The 19,810-nt window shown below is 58.3% G+C and carries 21 protein-coding genes; 8 read left to right on the top strand and 13 right to left on the bottom strand.

Annotated features, from left to right (window positions below; genetic code table 11):
• Positions 1 to 83 precede the first annotated feature (83 nt).
• The 4 genes from HU727_RS06245 to HU727_RS06230 all read left to right on the top strand — a co-directional run bounded on the left by HU727_RS06245 (position 84) and on the right by HU727_RS06230 (position 3,527).
• Positions 84 to 1,895, top strand: coding sequence for a penicillin-binding protein activator (locus HU727_RS06245; protein ID WP_186530430.1), 1,812 nt, complete (start codon positions 84 to 86; stop codon positions 1,893 to 1,895).
• Positions 1,895 to 2,257 carry a YraN family protein gene (locus HU727_RS06240; protein WP_150592666.1) on the top strand — a complete coding sequence of 121 codons (363 nt, stop codon included), beginning with the start codon at positions 1,895 to 1,897 and terminating at the stop codon, positions 2,255 to 2,257. Before HU727_RS06245 ends, HU727_RS06240 begins: the two co-directional genes overlap by 1 nt.
• A gap of 101 nt (positions 2,258 to 2,358) precedes the next feature.
• Positions 2,359 to 2,952, top strand: coding sequence for a phosphoheptose isomerase (locus HU727_RS06235; protein WP_186530431.1), 594 nt, complete (start codon positions 2,359 to 2,361; stop codon positions 2,950 to 2,952).
• Positions 2,949 to 3,527: a BON domain-containing protein gene (locus HU727_RS06230; RefSeq protein WP_186530432.1), complete on the top strand. Its 579-nt coding sequence runs from the start codon at positions 2,949 to 2,951 to the stop codon at positions 3,525 to 3,527. The genes HU727_RS06235 and HU727_RS06230 overlap by 4 nt, the downstream gene beginning before the upstream one ends.
• Before the next feature lie 147 nt (positions 3,528 to 3,674).
• Here the strand turns inward: HU727_RS06230 and HU727_RS06225 are convergent, their stop codons facing one another.
• From HU727_RS06225 to rplM, 7 genes are all read right to left on the bottom strand, one after another.
• Positions 3,675 to 4,088 carry a ClpXP protease specificity-enhancing factor gene (locus HU727_RS06225; protein WP_186530434.1) on the bottom strand — a complete coding sequence of 138 codons (414 nt, stop codon included), beginning with the start codon at positions 4,086 to 4,088 and terminating at the stop codon, positions 3,675 to 3,677.
• 16 nt (positions 4,089 to 4,104) lie between these two features.
• The gene (locus HU727_RS06220; protein ID WP_186530436.1) at positions 4,105 to 4,722 is read right to left on the bottom strand and encodes a glutathione S-transferase N-terminal domain-containing protein; all 618 of its coding nucleotides are present in this window, start codon (positions 4,720 to 4,722) and stop codon (positions 4,105 to 4,107) included.
• Positions 4,723 to 4,867: 145 nt separating this feature from the next.
• Positions 4,868 to 5,650 carry a cytochrome c1 gene (locus HU727_RS06215; RefSeq protein ID WP_186530438.1) on the bottom strand — a complete coding sequence of 261 codons (783 nt, stop codon included), beginning with the start codon at positions 5,648 to 5,650 and terminating at the stop codon, positions 4,868 to 4,870.
• Positions 5,650 to 6,861, bottom strand: coding sequence for a cytochrome b (locus HU727_RS06210; RefSeq protein WP_186530440.1), 1,212 nt, complete (start codon positions 6,859 to 6,861; stop codon positions 5,650 to 5,652). Before HU727_RS06210 ends, HU727_RS06215 begins: the two co-directional genes overlap by 1 nt.
• Complete coding sequence (gene petA, locus HU727_RS06205) at positions 6,861 to 7,454, bottom strand: ubiquinol-cytochrome c reductase iron-sulfur subunit (protein WP_186530442.1); 594 nt, start codon at positions 7,452 to 7,454, stop codon at positions 6,861 to 6,863. The genes HU727_RS06210 and petA overlap by 1 nt, the downstream gene beginning before the upstream one ends.
• Before the next feature lie 273 nt (positions 7,455 to 7,727).
• On the bottom strand, positions 7,728 to 8,120 hold the full coding sequence (gene rpsI / locus HU727_RS06200; RefSeq protein ID WP_003205364.1) for a 30S ribosomal protein S9: 393 nt from the start codon (positions 8,118 to 8,120) through the stop codon (positions 7,728 to 7,730).
• A gap of 14 nt (positions 8,121 to 8,134) precedes the next feature.
• A complete protein-coding gene (gene rplM / locus HU727_RS06195; RefSeq protein WP_007917032.1) occupies positions 8,135 to 8,563 on the bottom strand; it encodes a 50S ribosomal protein L13 in 429 nt (142 codons plus the stop codon).
• Positions 8,564 to 8,808: 245 nt separating this feature from the next.
• Between rplM and HU727_RS06190 the strand changes: the two genes are divergently transcribed.
• Entirely contained in the window at positions 8,809 to 9,849 is a 1,041-nt protein-coding gene (locus HU727_RS06190; RefSeq protein ID WP_186530444.1) for an NADP(H)-dependent aldo-keto reductase, read from the top strand.
• Positions 9,850 to 9,950: 101 nt separating this feature from the next.
• Here HU727_RS06190 and HU727_RS06185 read toward each other — a convergent pair whose 3' ends face one another.
• Complete coding sequence (locus HU727_RS06185; protein ID WP_186530446.1) at positions 9,951 to 11,087, bottom strand: acyl-CoA dehydrogenase family protein; 1,137 nt, start codon at positions 11,085 to 11,087, stop codon at positions 9,951 to 9,953.
• Positions 11,088 to 11,337: 250 nt separating this feature from the next.
• Between HU727_RS06185 and HU727_RS06180 the strand changes: the two genes are divergently transcribed.
• The gene (locus HU727_RS06180) at positions 11,338 to 12,234 is read left to right on the top strand and encodes a GlxA family transcriptional regulator (RefSeq protein ID WP_186530601.1); all 897 of its coding nucleotides are present in this window, start codon (positions 11,338 to 11,340) and stop codon (positions 12,232 to 12,234) included.
• Between the two features lie 198 nt (positions 12,235 to 12,432).
• Here HU727_RS06180 and zapE read toward each other — a convergent pair whose 3' ends face one another.
• The 3 genes from zapE to HU727_RS06165 form a co-directional block, all read right to left on the bottom strand.
• Entirely contained in the window at positions 12,433 to 13,527 is a 1,095-nt protein-coding gene (zapE, locus tag HU727_RS06175) for a cell division protein ZapE (protein ID WP_186530448.1), read from the bottom strand.
• A gap of 90 nt (positions 13,528 to 13,617) precedes the next feature.
• Positions 13,618 to 14,973, bottom strand: coding sequence for a tryptophan--tRNA ligase (locus HU727_RS06170; protein WP_186530450.1), 1,356 nt, complete (start codon positions 14,971 to 14,973; stop codon positions 13,618 to 13,620).
• A gap of 24 nt (positions 14,974 to 14,997) precedes the next feature.
• The gene (locus HU727_RS06165; protein ID WP_186530603.1) at positions 14,998 to 15,627 is read right to left on the bottom strand and encodes an alpha/beta hydrolase; all 630 of its coding nucleotides are present in this window, start codon (positions 15,625 to 15,627) and stop codon (positions 14,998 to 15,000) included.
• A gap of 144 nt (positions 15,628 to 15,771) precedes the next feature.
• On the opposite strand from HU727_RS06165, the gene HU727_RS06160 reads away from it, so the two are divergent.
• A complete protein-coding gene (locus tag HU727_RS06160; RefSeq protein WP_016773251.1) occupies positions 15,772 to 16,206 on the top strand; it encodes a Z-ring associated ZapG family protein in 435 nt (144 codons plus the stop codon).
• Between the two features lie 227 nt (positions 16,207 to 16,433).
• Here the strand turns inward: HU727_RS06160 and HU727_RS06155 are convergent, their stop codons facing one another.
• Together HU727_RS06155 and HU727_RS06150 are read right to left on the bottom strand one after the other, a co-directional pair.
• On the bottom strand, positions 16,434 to 17,168 hold the full coding sequence (locus tag HU727_RS06155; RefSeq protein WP_186530452.1) for a YiaD family glycine zipper/OmpA-like lipoprotein: 735 nt from the start codon (positions 17,166 to 17,168) through the stop codon (positions 16,434 to 16,436).
• 120 nt (positions 17,169 to 17,288) lie between these two features.
• A complete protein-coding gene (locus HU727_RS06150; protein WP_186530454.1) occupies positions 17,289 to 17,933 on the bottom strand; it encodes an MBL fold metallo-hydrolase in 645 nt (214 codons plus the stop codon).
• Positions 17,934 to 18,135: 202 nt separating this feature from the next.
• Here HU727_RS06150 and HU727_RS06145 point away from each other — a divergent pair.
• On the top strand, positions 18,136 to 19,810 hold a 1,675-nt coding region (locus tag HU727_RS06145), incomplete at its 3' end, for a M10 family metallopeptidase (protein ID WP_217847127.1).

Below are 19,810 nucleotides of genomic sequence, written 5' to 3'. Positions count from 1 at the left end.
CGATTCACGCCACTAACATCGCGCCCCGGCCAGTGCTTGGGTACAATTCCACGCTAATTTGATCGAGTATCAGGAACACTTACATGATCGCTTGCCTGCGGCTGTTCACTGCCCTCTGCCTCGCTGCCCTGTTGGCGGCGTGTGCCAGCTCCCCTTCCTCCAGCCTTGGCGAACTTCCACGGACTCCGGACGCCAGCATCGAGCAGCTGCTCGAACAGGCCGGCCAGGCTAAAACCCCGGAAAAAGCCGCCCTGTTGCGCCTGAGCGCGGCTGACCTGGCCTATCGCCAGGGCAATGCCGGCCAATCCGCGCAGATTCTGCAACAGGTACCCGTGGAACAACTCAAGCCGGGCCAGCAGATTTTCGCCAACACGCTGTCCGCCGAACTGGCCATGACGCGCAATCAGCCAAAAGCTGCGCTGACCGCCCTGAGCCATCCGAGCTTCCAGAAGCTCGGCGAGATGCCGGAAGAGCAGCAAGTGCGCACCGGCACCGTTCACGCCCGCGCCCTTGAAGCCGATGGCCAGACCCTGGCCGCCGCCCGGGAACGGGTCTTCATCGCACCGATGCTGGAAGGCGAAGCCGCGAGCAAGAACCACGAAGCGATCTGGACCCTGATCGCCTCGCTGCCGGCTGACCAACTGCAACCCAACACCACCGATGATCTCGGTGGCTGGATGGCCTTGGCGCAAGCGGTCAAAACCGCAGGCACCCTGGAGCAGCAACAAGCCGCGATCGATACCTGGCGCACGCAAAATCCAAAGCACCCAGCCGCGATCAACCTGCCGCTGCCGCTGACCAAGCTCAAGGAACTGGCCAGCCAGCCACTGAGCAAGATTGCCCTGCTGCTGCCGCAGGACGGTCAACTGGCGTCGGTCGGCAAAGCCCTGCGCGAAGGCTTCATGGCCGCACATTATCAGGCGCAACAGGCCGGCCAGAACCCGCCCGCCATCGAGTTCTACGACAGCTCGAAACTGACCAGCATGGATGAGTTCTACCGCAAGGCACAGGCTGACGGCGTGCAACTGGTCGTCGGCCCGCTGGAAAAACCACTGGTCAAACAACTGAGCACCCGCCCACAGCTGCCGATCACGACCCTGGCGCTGAACTACAGCGAAGGCGAGCAGGGCCCGGCGCAACTGTTCCAGTTCGGTCTGGCGGCTGAAGACGAAGCTCGTGAAGTTTCCCGTCGCGCCCGTGCCGATGGCCTGCACCGCGCCGCGATCATGGTGCCGAAAGGCGAATGGGGCGACCGCGTCCTGCGCGCTTTCAGCCAGGACTGGCAAGCCAATGGCGGCAGTATCGTTGCCACCGAACGTGTCGATCAGCCAGTGCAACTGGCCCAGCAGATCGCTGACATGTTCCAGCTGCGCCAGAGCGAAGCCCGCGCCAAGAGTCTGCAGAACGTCGCCGGCACCAACGTCGCCGCACAGCCTTCGCGCCGTCAGGACATCGAGTTCATTTTCCTCGCCGCCACGCCGCAACAGGCCCAGCAGATCAAGCCGACCCTGAACTTCCAGTACGCCGGTGACGTTCCGGTCTACGCGACTTCCCACGTGTACAGCGCGAGCGGCGACGTCAACCAGTACAACGACATGAACGGCATTCGCTTCTGCGAAACCCCGTGGCTGCTGGAAACCAGCGACCCACTGCGCCAGCAAGTCACGGCGCAATGGCCGCAAGCCAACGGCAGCCTCGGTCGCCTGTATGCCATGGGCGCCGACGCTTATCGTCTGGCACCGCGTCTGGGCCAACTCAAAGCCCTGCCAGACAGCCGCATCGAAGGCCAGTCGGGCAGCCTCGGCATGACCCAGACTCAGCGTGTTGTGCGCCAGTTGCCTTGGGCGCAGTTCGTCAGCGGCCAGGTCCAGCGTCTGCCGGACACCCCGCGCTAATGCCTGACAGGTCACGCTCGCAAAGCGGCAAGGATGCCGAGCGCCAGGCGCTCGAACATCTGCAAAATCAAGGGCTGCGCCTGCTGGCGCAGAACTGGTTATGCAAACGCGGCGAGCTTGATCTGGTCATGCTTGATGGCGATACAGTAGTATTCGTCGAAGTTCGCTACAGAAAAAATACCCAGTGGGGTGGCGCGCTCGCTAGCATCGATGGGCGCAAGCAGCAGAAGCTGATTTTCGCTGCGCAGTATTTTCTTCAGCGCGAGTCGCGCTGGGCCAATTCCCCCTGCCGCTTCGACGTGGTGGCGATCGACAGCCACCCGAGTCAGCTGAACTGGTTGCAGAATGCGTTCGACAGTTGATCGCCTGCGCCCGACCCGATTTTTACTCGACACATTTTGCTCTTTGCTTTGCGGGCTGCACATTCTTGTGCCGGACAGCCGCGCTAATTAAGGTCACACAGATGGACATGCAATCCCGAATTCGCCAGCTTTTCCAGGCCAGTATCGACACCAAGCAACAGGCGATGGACGTACTTGCACCGCACATCGAGCAAGCCAGCCAGATCATGGTCAACGCCCTGCTCAACGAAGGCAAAATGCTTTCGTGCGGCAACGGCGGCTCGGCCGGCGACGCACAACACTTCTCCTCGGAACTGCTCAACCGCTTCGAGCGCGAGCGCCCGAGCCTGCCGGCAATTGCGCTGACCACTGATACGTCGACGATCACTTCGATCGCCAACGACTACAGCTACAACGAAGTGTTCTCCAAACAGATCCGCGCACTCGGTCAGCCGGGCGATGTGCTGCTGGCGATTTCGACCAGCGGTAACTCGGCCAACATTATTCAAGCGATCCAGGCCGCACATGATCGCGAAATGGTTGTCGTAGCTTTGACCGGACGCGATGGCGGCGGCATGGCGTCGCTGCTGTTGCCCGAGGACGTCGAGATTCGCGTACCGGCCAACGTGACTGCACGTATTCAAGAAGTCCACTTGCTGGCGATCCATTGCCTCTGCGATCTGATCGACAGCCAACTGTTCGGGAGTGAAGAATGACCCCTAATCGCCTTGGCCTTCTGGCCTTGACCCTGTGCCTTGGCATCAGCGGCTGCACCTCGGTGGTGAACGCCAGCCGTGAAGCGCCGATCGAAGATGACCGTGGCACGCGCACCTTCGGCAGCAAGATCGACGACTCGCTGATCGAAACCAAAGTGGGCGTGAACATCGCCAAGGCCGACCCGGCCCTGGACAACGATTCGCACATTGTCGTCACCAGCTTCAACGGTGTGGTACTGCTCGCCGGCCAGACCCCGCGCGAAGACCTCAAGGCCAAAGCCGAACAGGCCGCCGCCAACGTGCAGCGTGTGAAGAAGGTGCATAACGAACTGCAAGTGCTGCAGCCCTCCTCCCTGCTGGCGCGCCAGAATGACGCGTGGCTGACCACCAAGATCAAGACCCAGATGCTTACCGACGCCAGCATTCCCGGCTCGCGCATCAAGGTCGTGACCGAGAACGGCATCGTCTACCTGCTGGGCCTGCTGACCAAACAGGAAGCCACTCAGGCGACCAATCTGGTTCAGGGCGTGTCCGGCGTGCAGAAGATCGTCAAGCTGTTCGAATACATCGACTGACATTGATACATCCATGTAGGAGCTGCCGAAGGCTGCGATCTTTGATCCTGCTTTTAAAGATCAAAAGATCGCAGCCTCGTTTCACTCGACAGCTCCTACAGGGGCCAAGCGGCAATAAAAAAGGCGATCCATCTGGATCGCCTTTTTTTATTTCACAACTTTCAAGCTTGGCCGGCCATTTGGGCGCGGCGGCTCGCTGCCCGGTGGCGGCGAGTCGTCATCCGGCTCGATCTCTTCCTCGTCATCCATCGGCAACTCGAGATCAAACACCATGCCTTGACCGTTCTCCCGGGCGTAGATGCCCAGGATCGCGCTGATCGGCACGTAGAGACTGTGCGGAACACCGCCGAAGCGGCCTTCAAACGTCACCACGTCGTTGTCCATGTGCAGATGGCGCACGGCACTCGGCGAGATATTCAGAACGATCTGGCCGTCGCTGGCAAAGCCCTGCGGCACCTGCACCGCCGGGTACTCGGAATTCACCAGCATGTGCGGGGTGCAATCGTTATCCACAATCCACTCGTAGAGCGCGCGGACCAGATAAGGTCGACTGGAGTTCATAGCGGCTCCTTAAGCCTTAGCGCATATCGCGTTCGACACCAGACAGACTCGCCTGGAAAGCCTCACGCGCAAACTGACGCTCCATGTAATCAAGCAGCGGCTTGGCCGGCCGCGGCAGTTCAATACCCATAATCGGCAAACGCCAGAGTATGGGTAATAGGCAGCAATCCACCAGACTTTGTTCCTCACTGAGGAAGAACGGTTTGTCGGCGAACAACGGCGACACGCCCGTCAGGCTTTCACGCAATTCCTTGCGCGCCACAACCCGTGCGGCCTCTTTGCTCTTGGGATCCAGAATCAGATCCACCAGACCACACCAATCGCGCTGAATACGGTGAATCAGCAGACGGCTATTGGCACGCGCCACCGGATAAACCGGCAACAGCGGCGGGTGCGGGTAACGCTCATCCAGATATTCCATCACCACGGTCGACTCCCACAACGCCAGGTCACGATCGACCAGCGTCGGCAGACTGCCGTAAGGGTTCACCTCAATCAGTTTAGGCGGCTGGCGACCCGCTTCCACGTAAATGATTTCGGCGCTGACACCCTTCTCTGCAAGCACGATGCGCACTCGATGGGAATAGTGGTCGGCGGGGTCGGAGTAACAGGCCAACCGATTGGTCACGCCCATGGCGATCCTCCTCGCTTGTTGAATTTTTCGGAACCGGAAAAACGCGCGCGCCCAGAGGGCGCCTCCCACAGGATCTGACCGAGCAGACCCTGTTTATCGGAGACGCCCTTGGGCGCGCGCGATTAACAGCAATGCTTGAAGCGTATCAGTGCACGTCTTTCCAGTATTCACGCTTGAGCAGATAGGCGAACACAAAGAAGAACGCCAGGTACAGCAAGACATAAGTACCGATGCGCTGATGTTGCAGCTTAACCGGGTTAGCCGAGTAAGCCAGGAAGGTTACCAGATTCTTGACCTTCTCATCGAACTGCTCTTCGTTCAGAGCACCGGATTTGGGCACGATGGTCAACTGATCGCACGCCTCATGGGTCAGAGGTGAGCCGGTCAGCGGATCATATTGCTTCTTGCCGTCCTCGACGATCTGCACCTGCTTGCATCCCACGACCTGACGGCCTTGCAGGCTGACCAGCACGTTAGGCATGCCGACGTTCGGGAAGACCTTGTTGTTCACGCCCCATGGGCGCGTCGGGTCTTCATAGAACGACTTCAGGTAACCGTAGAGCCAGTCAGTGCCACGAACACGCGCCACCAGCGTCAGATCTGGCGGAGCTGCACCGAACCAGGTCTTGGCATCAGCCGGTTGCATGCCGATGTTCATGTGGTCGCCGATCTTGGCACCGGTGAACACCAGTTTCTCCAGCATCAACTCATGCGGGATGCCGAGATCATCGGCGACGCGCTCGTAGCGCTGGAACTTGGCACTGTGACAACCCATGCAATAGTTGGCGAAAGTCCGCGCACCATCCTGCAGGGCGGCTTTGTCGGAGACGTCGATATCGACATGCTCCAGTTCTGGACCATGGCCCTCGGCAGCAAGAACCAGGGAAGGCAGCGCAGCAAAAATCAGAGCAAGAAATAACTTTTTCATCAGCCAGTCACCCTTTCCGGTACCGGTTTGGTCTTCTCGAGCCGGGTGTAGAACGGCATCAGAATGAAGTAGGCGAAATACAGGAACGTGCAGACCTGCGACAACAACGTGCGTCCCGGCGTCGGCGCCAACACACCCAAAACGCCCAGAATCACGAAGGAAATGCAGAACAGCACCAGCCAGATTTTGCTCATCCAGCCTTTATAGCGCATTGATTTGACCGGACTGCGATCGAGCCAGGGCAACACGAACAACACCGCAATCGCCGCCCCCATGGCGATAACACCGAGGAGCTTGTCCGGCACCGCGCGCAGAATCGCGTAGAACGGAGTGAAGTACCAGACCGGTGCAATGTGCTCCGGCGTCTTGAACGGGTTGGCCGGTTCGAAATTAGGCTTTTCGAGGAAGTAACCGCCCATTTCCGGGAAGAAGAACACAATGAAACAGAAGATGAACAGGAACACCACGACGCCGACAATGTCTTTCACCGTGTAGTACGGATGGAAGGCAATGGCGTCCAGAGGGACCCCGTTTTCGTCTTTGAGCTTCTTGATGTCGATGCCATCGGGGTTGTTCGACCCGACCTCATGCAGCGCCAGAATGTGCAGCACCACCAGACCGAGAATCACGATCGGCAAGGCCACGACATGCAAGGCGAAGAAGCGGTTCAGAGTGATGCCGGAGATCAGATAGTCACCGCGTATCCACTGGGTCAGGTCATCACCGATCAGCGGAATCGCACCGAACAGCGAGATGATCACCTGCGCACCCCAATAGGACATCTGGCCCCATGGCAACAGATAACCCATGAACGCTTCCGCCATCAGCGCCAGGTAAATCAGCATGCCGAACACCCAGACCAGCTCGCGGGGTTTCTGGTACGAACCGTAGAGCAAGCCCCGGAACATGTGCAGATAGACCACGATGAAGAACGCCGAGGCCCCGGTCGAGTGCAGCAAACGCAGGATCGAGCCGTACTCGACGTCGCGCATGATGTATTCAACGGAAGCAAACGCTTCTTCCGCCGACGGGGTGTAGCTCATCGTCAGCCAGACACCCGTGACGATCTGGTTGACCAGAACGAGCAGCGCCAGCGAGCCGAAGAAGTAGAAAAAATTGAAGTTTTTTGGAGCGTAATATTTGCTGAGATGGTCTTCCCACATCTTGGTCGCAGGAAAGCGCGCATCAACCCAATCCATGAACTTGCTCATCACGCGTTCTCCGTATCGACGCCAATGACAATCAGGTCATCGGTCTCATAGGAATGCGGGGGAACTGGCAGGTTCAAAGGCGCAGGTTGCGACTTGTAGACGCGGCCAGCCAGATCGTAATGGGAACCGTGGCAAGGGCAGAAATAACCACCGACCCAGTCTTTACCCAGATCCGCAGGTGCCACTTCGGGGCGAAAGGTTGGTGAGCAACCCAAGTGGGTACAAATCCCGATCAGCAGCAGAATTTCCGGCTTGATCGAGCGTACTTCAGGGTCGACATAGGTGGGTTGCGTGGAGTTTTTGGAGGTCGGATCGGAGAGCTGGCCCTCGATCTTCTTGAGATTCCCCAGGATTTCCTCGGTACGGCGGACAATGAACACCGGCTGGCCGCGCCATTCAGCAATCATCTGCTGGCCTGGCTCGATTTTGCTGACATTCACTTTCACCGGTGCACCGGCGGCTTTCGCCTTGGCACTGGGAAACCATGACCCCACGAACGGGACCGCAGCCCCCACCGCTCCTGCAGCACCCACCACGGATGTGGCTGCCACCAAGAAGCGACGCCGGCCTGCATTCACGCCGTCATTGCTCATTCAGTCCTCTCCCATCAGCTTTTTTGGCCTGTTAAATCAGGCATCTACTAAATAAAATCAATGTTACTTATAAAAATTTTGCCGAATGGTAATGAAAAGCCCCAATTCTGACAAGGGAATTACCCGGGGCTCTCCCCCCTAAGCCTTGCAGTATAGGGCGTCTACGAATGTGGCAAGTTGTCACAGCGCAATTCTTTTTGATAAATCGCAGGCATAAAAAAACGCCCGGTTCCGTGAGGAATCGGGCGTTCTTTTTTGAACGTGGAAGCGGAATTAACGCTTCGAGTACTGCGGACGCTTACGCGCTTTACGCAGACCCACTTTCTTACGTTCAACTTCACGGGCGTCGCGAGTAACGAAGCCAGCTTTGCGCAGGGCGCCACGCAGGGTTTCGTCGTAATCCATCAGAGCGCGAGTGATGCCGTGGCGGATTGCGCCAGCCTGACCACTTACACCACCGCCGATCACGGTGACGTAGATGTCGAACTTCTCGACAGTCTCGGTCAGCTCCAGCGGCTGACGAACTACCATGCGGGCAGTTTCGCGGCCGAAGAAGTTATCCAGCGAACGGTTGTTGATGGAGATGTTACCAGTACCCGGACGCAGGAAAACGCGTGCGGTTGCGGTCTTGCGACGGCCAGTGCCGTAATTTTGAGTCGCCGACATAATGTACTATTCCGTTAAAACTTCAGTTCTTGGGGCTGCTGAGCAGTATGTGGGTGAGCAGCGCCCGCATAGACTTTCAGCTTACGGTACATGTCGCGACCCAGTGGGTTTTTAGGCAGCATGCCTTTAACCGCGGTCTCGATCACGCGCTCAGGGGCTTTGGCGATCAGCTTTTCAAAGTTGATCGACTTGATGCCGCCCGGGAAACCGGAGTGGGAGTAGTACATTTTGTCAGTGGTTTTAGCGCCGGTAACACGGATCTGCTCGGCGTTGATGACGACGATGTAGTCGCCGGTGTCAACGTGAGGAGTGTACTCAGGTTTGTGCTTGCCACGCAGACGGCTCGCGATTTCGGTGGCCAGACGACCCAGGGTCTGACCAGCAGCGTCGACGACAAACCAGTCGCGCTTTACTGTTTCCGGTTTAGCAGTAAAAGTTTTCATTCTTTATAGCCTCAGGGGCCGCCCTGTAAATTAGACGGCGGATCTTACTGAATAGTGCGTACTTTGACAAGTCAAAGGCAGCCGGATACAGACGCTTTCGGGGGCTCGGGTCGGCGCGTCCGTTCAACGGCAAGATTCTTCGGCGGCGGCGCATCACTTCCACTGCAGAAAGAGGTCGGCAATTATGCAGATTGCGAAAAATATTTCAACCTGCTTTTATGATTGTTTTGCCCAAGGAGCACCCGATGGACTATCGCCAACTAGGCCGTACCGACCTGAACGTGAGTGCAATCTGCCTCGGCACCATGACCTGGGGCGAGCAAAACACTGAAGCTGAAGCCTTCGCCCAGATCGAGCGGGCCAAAAATGCCGGGATCAATTTCATCGACACCGCCGAGATGTACCCGGTGCCGCCCAAAGCCGAAACCTACGCCACCACCGAGCGTTACATCGGCAATTACTTCAAGAGCCGCGGCGACCGCGCCGACTGGATTCTGGCCAGCAAGATTGCCGGTCCCGGAAACACCATTGACTACATCCGCGATAAGAACCTGCGCCACAACCGCCGGCACATCACCGAAGCGCTGGATGGCAGCCTGAAACGCCTGCAGACCGATTACATCGACCTGTACCAACTGCACTGGCCGGAGCGCAGCACCAACTTTTTCGGACAGCTGGGCTACAAGCACAAGATCGAGGCCAACCTCACTCCGCTCGAAGACACGCTCGAAGCGCTCGATGAGCAAGTGAAGGCCGGCAAGATCCGCCACATCGGCCTGTCCAACGAAACGCCGTGGGGCACCATGCGTTTTCTCGCCCTGGCCGAAGCCCGTGGCTGGCCGCGTGCCGTGTCGATCCAGAACCCCTACAACCTGCTCAACCGCAGCTTTGAGGTGGGTCTGGCAGAGATCGCCATCCGTGAACAGTGCGGCCTGCTCGCCTATTCGCCGCTGGCGTTCGGTTTTCTATCAGGAAAATACGAAGGTGGTGCCCGACCGCCAAAAGGTCGTCTGAGCCTCTACAGCCGCTTCAGCCGCTATTTCAACCCGCAATCGGAAGCTGCGTGCAGCCGCTATGTGGCGCTGGCCCGTGAGCATGGTCTGGATCCAGCGCAGATGGCTCTGGCCTTCGTAACGCAGCAACCGTTCGTGACCAGCAATATCATCGGCGCGACGACGCTTGAACAACTGGACAGCAACATCGCCAGTTTTGATCTGAAGCTTTCCGATGAAGTGCTGGCCGGGATTGAAGCGATTCACAAGGATCATCCGAATCCTGCGCCGTGAGCTACCGCTAAAAGCTTCGCGAGCAGGCTCGCTCCCACAGGTAATGTGTGCCCTGTGAGAGCAAGCCTGCTCGCGAAGGGGCCCGCCGCAACAAGCAAACGTCAAAGCGAGCGCGCAATGATCTCCTTCATGATTTCATTGGTGCCGGCATAAATTCGTTGCACCCGCGCATCCGCCCACGCCCGTGCCACCGGGTATTCCCACATGTAGCCGTAACCGCCATGCAACTGCACGCACTCGTCGAGCACTTTGCATTGCAGGTCGGTGCCCCAGTACTTGGCCATCGCCGCCGTCGGCACATCAAGCTTGCCTTGCAGATGCAACTCCAGGCAGCGGTCGACGAAGACCCGACCGATTTGAATTTCAGTGGCCATCTCGGCCAACTTGAAGCGCGTGTTCTGGAAATCGGCAATCGACTTGCCGAACGCCTTGCGATCACGGGTGTAATCGAGCGTCCACTGCAATGCCGCTTCGGCCGAGGCCAGGCCCCCAATAGCTACGGTCAGACGCTCCTGGGGCAGCTCCTGCATCAGATAAGCAAACCCGGCGCCGGCCTGCCCCAAAAGGTTTTCCTTTGGCACGCGCACGTCCTGGAAAAACAGCTCCGAGGTGTCCTGCGCCTTCATGCCGACTTTTTCCAGGCGCTTGCCCTTTTCGAAGCCCGGAGTACCGGCCTCCACCAGAAACAGACTCGTGCCCTTGGCGCCGGCCTTCGGATCGGTTTTGGCGACCACAATCACCAGGTCAGCCAGAAAGCCGTTGGTGATGAAGGTTTTGGAGCCATTGATCACATATTCATCGCCGTCCAGCACCGCAGTCGTTTTCACGCCTTGCAAGTCGGAACCCGCCCCAGGCTCGGTCATGGCAATGGCCGTGACCATTTCACCCGAGACCAGTTTCGGCAGGTATTTGTGCTTCAGCGCTTCACTGCCGTAATGCAGGATGTACGGCGCGACGATGTCCGAATGCAGCGAAAAGCCGATGCCGGTCAAGCCCAGCCGGCCAACCTCTTCGATCACCACGGTGCTGTAGAGAAAGTCGGCGCCCAGCCCACCGTATTCTTCCGGCAGATGTGAGCAGAGCATCCCCGCCTCCCCCGCCTTGTTCCAGAGCTTGCGGTCGATGTGGCCCTGCTTCTCCCACTGCGCGTGAAACGGCACGGCTTCCTTTTCGAGGAAGGTTCGCACGCTGTCGCGAAACAGTTCGTGCTCGGAGCTGAACAAGGTTCTGGGGATCATGCGGCACCTGTCTTTCTTGTTGGAGGGATACGGCCTTCAGAGACTAAGCCTCCCCTCTGACACAGGACACTGGACACATCCGACAAAAAATAAGACGATCCAGCCGTCTGGTGACCACTTTCCCTTATAAAAACAAAACAAAAGTTGAATTATGTCCAAGCACGTCTCCACGCCCTTGCGGCGCGTCAGCATCCTGGCGATCGACCAGGTTTTCGCCTACACCCTCATGCAAGCCAAGGACTTCTTCCATGTGGCGAGCCTGCGTTACGGCAAACAACTGGGCCAAGGCCTGACACCGGCGTTCGAAACCCGCCTGGTCAGCCCCGATGGCAAGCCGGTCAAAAGCTTCAGCAATGTGGTCATGCCAGTGGACGGCGGACTGGAAAATACCGATGTCATCATCCTCCCCGCGTTCTGGGACGACTTCGACACGCTGTGCAGCCGATACCCGCAGATCCTGCCGTGGCTGCGCGAGCAACACGCCCGTGGCGCGGTGCTTTGCGGTGAGGCCACCGGCGTATTCTGGCTGGCTGAAGCGGGCCTGCTGAACGGAAAGGAAGCCACCACTTACTGGCGCTTTTTCAACGCTTTTGCGGAACGATTTCCCAAGGTGTTCCTGAATCAGGACAAGCATCTGACCGATGCTGATAACCTCTACTGCGCGGGCGGCACCACCTCGGCCTGCGACCTGTACATTTATCTGATCGAACGCTTTTGCGGCTCGAACGTCGCGCAAGCCGTGGCCCGCGACATTCTTTACGAAGTGCAGCGCAGCTATTCGCCGGGCCGTATCGGTTTCGGCGGGCAGAAACTGCACCAGGACGTGATCATCCTGCAGATCCAGCATTGGCTCGAAGAGCACTTCGCCGACAAGTTTCGCTTCGAAGACGTTGCCCGCGAACATGGCATGAGCATCCGCAACTTCATGCGCCGCTTCCAGACAGCCACCGGTGACAAGCCGCTGCACTACCTGCAACGGCTGCGTATCGAGACGGCCAAAGGCTTGTTGTCCGGCACGCGCAAGAGCATCAAGACCATCAGTTATGAGGTCGGATACGACGATGCCAGCTTCTTTGCGCGGTTGTTCCGCCAGCACACTGAACTGTCGCCGAACCAGTATCGACAACAGTTTCAGCAGGCTGCATAACCTGGTCTGATGATCGTTCCCACGCTCTGGTCTGCACCCCAAAAGTTGGACGCTCTGCGTCCGCTTTGCAAGTGACGCGGAGCGTGGGAACGATCAGTTACTGCGCTTTCGCGAGCAGGCTCGCTCCCACAGAAAAAACTTCAGCGCACAAAAAAGGGCCTGCAATCGCAGGCCCTTTTTTCTCTACCGAAATTCCGCTTAAGGCTTATGCGCCCGAGACAGAAACTCGTGCGATTGCATCTCCAGCAGGCGGCTCAGCGTACGCTGGAATTCAAACGTCAGACGCCCGCCGGTGTACAGATCCTTCAGCTCGACTTCGGCAGAAATGATCAGCTTCACGTTACGGTCGTAGAACTCGTCGACCATATTGATGAAGCGTCGGGCGATGTCGTCGGTGGCGACGCTCATTTGCTCGACACCGCTGATCAGAACGGCGTGGAAGATTTTGCCCAGCTCGATGTAATCGTTCTGGCTGCGTGGGCCGTCGCACAATTCGCGAAAGTCGAACCAGGCCACGTCGTCGCAAGTACGCAGGGCGCGGATTTCGCGATTCTCGATCATCAGCACGTCATTCTCGATCGCTGCGGTGCACTCCGGCGTCAACGCGCGGAAGCTCTTGCGCAGGCTTTCATTCGCAGCCTCGTCGAGTGGATAGTGGAACAGCTCGGCTTGCTCGAGGTGACGCAGACGATAATCGACGCCGCTGTCCACGTTGACGATCTCGGTGTTCTGTTTGATCAGCGCAATCGCCGGCAGGAAGCGCGCGCGTTGCAGGCCGTCCTTGTACAAGCCGTCCGGCACGATGTTTGACGTCGCAACCAGGGTCACGCCGTTCTTGAACAACTCTTCCATCAGCGTGCCAAGAATCATCGCGTCGGTGATGTCGGAGACGAAGAACTCATCGAAGCAGATGACCCGCGATTCAGTCGCGAAACGCTTTGCGATGATGGTCAGCGGGTTTTTCTCGCCGCCGAGGGTTTTCATTTCTTCGTGCACACGCTTCATGAAGCGGTGAAAGTGCGTGCGGGTCTTTTCCTTGAACGGCAGCGCTTCGAAGAAGGTGTCGACCAGGTAAGTCTTGCCGCGACCTACGCCGCCCCAGAAATACAGGCCCTTGACCGGCGCCTGATCCTTTTTGCCAAACAGTTTACCCAGAAATCCCGGCTTGTTCTGGTCGGCGGCGATCAAGTCGTCGTACAGACGCTGCAAGTGGCGCACGGCAGTTTCCTGCGCGGCGTCATGGAAAAAATCCGGGCGTTTCAGATCAGCTTGATATCGTTCTAAGGGCGTCATAATTCGTTAGCAAGGCAACAAAAACGGGCCGTCACTGTAGCGACGGCCCGTGGGAATGGCAATCGGCCCTTGGTCGGGTCGTGCCGCCGATTAGTCCTGAGCCGGGGTCAGGGCGATGCGCAAAGCCTCGACGGCTGCGTCACGCGCGGCAGCGTCGGCAAACGCCGGGCTGTCGCCTACGCACTCGCCCGCCACCCAGACGCTGAAGCTCAGGTCTTCATTGCGCACGTCCAGCGCCTCGCCGGACTGCAACTGCTTGGTCACCTGCCCGGCGGTTTTGCCGTCGGCAAAGTTACGCGACAACAGCAATTGCTCGCCATCGGCCGCCAGCAGACGGAAACGGAAGCTGCCGTCGTCTTCACGGAAGCTGACGAAGCGTGCGGCTTTCGCGGCTTTCTTTTTGGTGGTCGCGGCAACCTGAACCTGATTAACGAAAGAGCGCAGGCCAACGGCCTCGCGCAATTCGTTCAAGAACGGCGTCGCCACGGCCCGGGCCTTTTTGGCGCCGATCTGCAGAATGTCTTCCAGATCCGCCGGACGCTCGATCAACTGGTGATATTTTTCGCGGGATTCGCCCAGCTCATTATCGAGCAGCTGGAACAGGCGATTCTTCGCCTCGCCCCAACCCAGACCGCCCAGCAGTTCGCTACGGAATTCGTCGGACTGCGCCGGGGTGGCGAAGGCCTGGAACAGCGTGAACAGGTGCGAGTTGTCCGGATCCTTGGCTTCGCCCGGCGCGCGCGAGTCGGTGACGATCCGCGAGATCGCGTCCTTCATCTCCTTGGCGCTGGAGAACAACGGGATCGTGTTGTCGTAGCTCTTCGACATCTTGCGACCGTCAAGGCCCGGCAACGTCGCCACGCTCTCCTCGATCAACGCTTCGGGCATGGCGAAAAACTCTTTGCCCTGACCGAACAGATGGTTGAAGCGCTGGCCGATGTCACGGGCCATTTCAACGTGCTGGATCTGGTCACGACCGACCGGCACCTTGTGTGCGTTGAACATCAGAATGTCCGCCGCCATCAGCACAGGGTAGCTGTAGAGGCCCATGGTGATACCGGCATCCGGGTCTTCACCGGTTTCGACGTTCTTGTCCACCGAGGCCTTGTAGGCGTGGGCACGATTGAGCAGGCCCTTGGCAGCGACGCAGGTCAGCAGCCAGGTCAGCTCGGGGATTTCCGGGATGTCGGACTGGCGGTAGAAGGTCACGCGATCGACATCCAGGCCACCGGCCAGCCAGGTCGCGGCGATTTCCAGACGCGAGCGCTGGATGCGCAGCGGGTCGTCGCATTTGATCAGGGCGTGGTAGTCGGCCAGAAAATAAAACGAATCGGCATTGCTGTCGCGGCTGGCCAGGATCGCCGGGCGAATCGCGCCGGCATAGTTGCCCAAATGCGGCGTGCCGGTGGTGGTGATGCCGGTGAGGATGCGGGTACGGTTGGTCATGGGTAATCGCTTGTCAGACTGCAATCAATTCGAGAGACGCGGCAGGATCAGATCCTTGAGGTCGGTCAGCTTGCCGTGAAAAAAGTGTCCGCATTCTGCCACTTTCAGCAGCTCATGGGGGCGCTGGAGTTTTTCTGACCATTGGTAAACCAACTGCGGGTCAACGACTTCGTCGGTTTCCGGCTGGATCACGGTCAACTCGCCCTGTTGCGGCAGTTGATCCTGCTCGCCCAGGCGCATCACCGCCGGCGCGACCATGAACAGGTGCTTGAGCTGGACACCTTGGGCTTCGAGACGACCGCCGAGACTTGCTGCAACAAATCCGCCGAAGGAGAAACCGAACAGAGTGAGCGGCAAGTCCGGGTGCTTTTCTTGCAGCCAGGCGGCAGCGGCCTGAGCGTCGTCGACTTCACCACTGCCCATGTCGTGCGTGCCTTCGCTGGTGCCGACGCCGCGATAGTTGAAGCGCAAGGTGATCAGGCCGGCGTCGCGTGCGGTGCGCTGCAGGGTCGAGACGACCTTGTTGAGCATGGTGCCGCCCTGCACCGGGTTCGGATGGCAGATCAGCGCGATGCCGCGCGGCTGCTCGTTATCCAGATAAAGACTCTCTAGTTGACCCACAGGGCCGTCAATCAATACAGGGGTTTCACGCATCAGCAAGGGAGGAACTCCGTGACCTCGAATCGGGTCGACTCGTCTAGCAAATTGTCTGTGCCGAACTATTGCGAGTGAATCGCGGTATACAGCGCAGGTTCGAGCCGTTAACGTAAAGCAAAGCCGTTTATAGAGGAAGGACTCGTGGAACACTCGCTCTTAGTTTGGTTGTTACCGACTCTTGCCCTGGTTGTGGGTGTCGCCATTGGATTCCTGATCGCGCGCGTTGCGCCGAACGCCGCGCCAAGCCGTACGCAGCGTCAACTGGATGATATCCAGGAGCGTTTCGACAGTTATCAAAACGAGGTGGTCACCCACTTCAACAGCACCGCGATGCTGGTCAAGAAACTGACCCAAAGCTATCAGGAAGTGCAGGATCATCTCGCCGAGGGCGCCAACCGCCTGGCCCTGGACGAGCAGACCCGCCAGCGCCTGATCGCCGCCCTGCACGCCGACGCAGCGCAGGCACCGCGCGAACGCCTGACGCCACCGCGCGATCAGGAACCACCGCGTGACTACGCACCGAAGTCGCCTAATTCGCCAGGGATGCTCGATGAGCACTACGGCTTGAAAAAATAATCGGCTTTCGCTGATCAACAAAAAGCCCCCGGACAGTGATGTGTCCGGGGGCTTTTTTGTATCTGCAATCTTCGCTGCCCTCGCCGGCCTCTTCGCGAGCAGGCTCGCTCCCACAGGGGAATGCATTTCAATTGTGGGAGCGAGCCTGCTCGCGAAAGGGCCGCTACAGGCGACACAAAAAAAATGCCCGATCACCGGACCGGGCATTTCTTCATTCAGACAATCGCTTACGGATACTGCTGAACCGTACCCGGCTGTTGCTGTTGACCACCATATTGCTGGCCCGGAATGGCCTTCAGGTTGACCTCGACGCGACGATTCTGCGCGCGGCCATTGACGTCACCGTTGCTGGCGATCGGATTATCCGGGCCGGCGCCACGGGCCGACAGGTTGGCACCGCTGACGCCTTGCGAGGTCAGGTAGGTCGCCACGCTCTGTGCCCGACGCTGAGACAGGTCCATGTTGTGCTGGCGGCTGCCGGTGCTGTCGGTGTAGCCGACGATTTCGATCTGGTTCTGGTTGAACTCTTTCAGCGAGTTGGCCAGGTTGTTCAGCGGCTGATAGAAGCTCGAAGCGATGTTTGCCGAATCGGTGGCGAAGGTAATGTTACCTGGCATGATCAGCTTGATCTGATCGCCCTGACGCTGAACTTCAACACCGGTGTTGGCCATGCTCGCGCGCAGTTTCTTTTCCTGCTGGTCGGCGTAGTAACCGTAGCCGGCAGCGGATGCACCGACGACCGCCGCGCCAATCAAGGCGCCCTTGCCACGGTTGTCGTGGCCGATGGCGGCACCGGCGAGGGCACCGGCCAGCGCACCGAGGCCACCGTATTTGGCGGTTTTGCTCATGCCTTGCGAGCCACCGTCGGCCTGACCCTGATTGTCATACGGGTTGGGCGAGGCGCAGCCGGACAGCAAGGCCACGGCAGTAGCGACAATAATCAAACGACGCGTGGTGAACATGGAGAGCTCCTGGTTTTTTGCATTCTGTGGTGCAGCGGCCACCGATCAACGAATGGACCTGCGCGGGCGTTGGATCATGACATTGCCCAAAAATTCCGCCGCACGCCCGTGACAAAATCTTCAGGCACGCACAAACGGGTTCTCGCGCATTTCATCCCCCAGACGCGTGTCCGGACCGTGCCCGGTCACAACAGTCGCGTCTTCGTCCAGCGTGTACAGCCGCTGCTTGATCGAACGCACGATGGTCGCCTGATCGCCACCCCACAAATCCGTGCGCCCTACGCCACGACGAAACAGCGTGTCGCCGGCTATCAACAGCTTAGCCTCGGAAAACCAAAAGCTCATGGAACCGGGCGTATGTCCCGGCGTGTGCAATGCCACGCCGCAGCCGCAGGCCAGTTCTTCATCGTCGCTCAGCCAGCGGTCCGGCGCTGGCACCGGGGTGTACGGCACGCCGAACATCTGGCATTGCATCTCCAGATTGTCCCAGAGGAACTGGTCTTCCTTGTGCAGATGCAAAGTGGCGCCGGTCTTCTCCTTCATTTGGCCGGAAGCCAAGAAGTGATCGAGATGGGCGTGGGTGTGGATGATGCTAACGACTTTCAGACCATGAGCGTCGAGGCGCGCCATGATCAGGTCAGGGTTGCCTCCGGGATCGACGACAATGGCTTTTTTTGTGAGTGCGTCGCCGATGATTGTGCAGTTGCACTGGAGCGGGCCGACGGCGAATGTTTCGCGGATGAGTACTGGGGTGGGAACTGACATGGAAAAATCCTGGACGAACGGCGCAGTGGTTGGTTTCAGGATTCTACTGCACGTGCCGATACAGATCGCCCGGTCAGTTATTTGACGCCATCAATCAGAAAATGATGGCTCAATGATGTCAAATGTATTGCTTCTGGTGCAAAATCGCATTTTTTTGTAGCGGTCGCATTCAGGAAGGGCCGCATAGTACTCAGGAAATCCCATGCCGACGCCCAAGACATTTACCTTCGCATTACCTGCTTCGCTGACCGGAAACGCTACTGTTGACAGCCTGATTTCCGGAAATTACTGGCTTGGGTCCAACTGGCCGTTCGGGGGTTCGACCGATCTCAGCTTTAGTTTCATGGCACCGGGGACTTCGAAGTTTGCTCCTTTCTATAGCCCGGACCGCGAGTACAACGGGCTGTATGAACTGACCGAAGCGCAGAAAACTGCAGTCGTCAGCACCCTGGTTGCATGGAGTGCAGTTGCACCTTTCAACTTCACGCTGACCAGTGATACCTCTACCAATGTGGGGGACTTACGTTTTGGAGGTTTCGATGAGATGGATCTCCAAACCGCGGCCTGGGCTTACTTTCCTGACAATCTCCCTTCTTCCGGCGACGTATGGATCGGCCCGGCAACCAACAATCCGAATCCGGTGAAGGGCACATACGATTACATGACGTTCATTCATGAAATCGGTCATGCACTAGGACTCAAGCATCCCTTCGATACTAGCCCCACCAACAAGACCCTGCTGAGTCCATTACTGGACGATGTTCATTTCACAGTAATGAGCTACAACAACAACTATTCCTACCAGCCAACCACACCGATGGTGCTGGATATTATTGCGATTCAGAGTTTGTATGGCGCCAACATACTCTGGCAGACCGGTGACACTGTTTATAAGTGGGATGCCAATCAGTCAATCTTCGAAACCATCTGGGACGCAGGCGGTAACGACACCATTGATGGCAGCAATCAGTTGGCGGCCGTCAATATCAACTTGAATGAAGGCAGCTATAGCCAGATCGGCAAGGCCTTCACGGACCTGAACAGCAACACCGCGATCAATGACGGGCTAGCAATTGCGTACGGGGCCAAGATCGAAAACGCCATCGGCTCGGCGTTCGACGATGTTCTGACGGGGAACGAACTGAATAACGTATTAACCGGAGGAGCCGGCTCTGACACGCTCGATGGAGGCGCAGGTAGCGACACGCTGATCGGTGGCACCGGCGATGACATCTACATCGTCGACAGCCGCGCCGACACCGTCATCGAAGCGGCCGATGAAGGCCGTGACGTAATCCGTTCATCGGTCAGCTATACCCTGTCAGCCAACATCGAAGACGGCGTTCTGCTGGGCGATGCCAACATCAATTTTGGTGGTAACGCCCTTGACAATACTCTGACCGGCAACACAGGCAACAACATCCTCGATGGCATGACCGGTGCGGACACCATGGCTGGTGGCGCCGGGAATGACACCTATTATGTAGACAATGCCGGCGACGTCATTGTGGAAAACGGCACCTCGGTCAACGAGATTGATACTGTCTTTGCCTCGCTGGACTGGACGCTGGGCAATAACCTGGAAAATCTTGTTTTGCGCGGTGAGGATGACCTGAACGGCACCGGCAACGCCCTCAATAACATACTGACCGGCAACACCGGCAACAACACGCTCAACGGCGGTGCCGGCAACGACACGCTAGACGGGGGTGCCGGGACCGACACACTCATCGGCGGCGCCGGCGATGATACATACATCATCGACAGCCTGACTGACACCATCATCGAATCTGCCGGTGAAGGTCGCGATGCGGTCCGTACATTCGTCAGCTACACCCTTGCGGACAACATCGAAGACGGTGTGCTGCTGGGCACCT

Source organism: Pseudomonas khorasanensis (genome assembly GCF_014268505.2).
Lineage (GTDB): Bacteria > Pseudomonadota > Gammaproteobacteria > Pseudomonadales > Pseudomonadaceae > Aquipseudomonas > Aquipseudomonas khorasanensis.
Note: the sequence above shows the minus strand (reverse complement) of the source record. Positions and strands in the feature narration are given on the sequence as shown.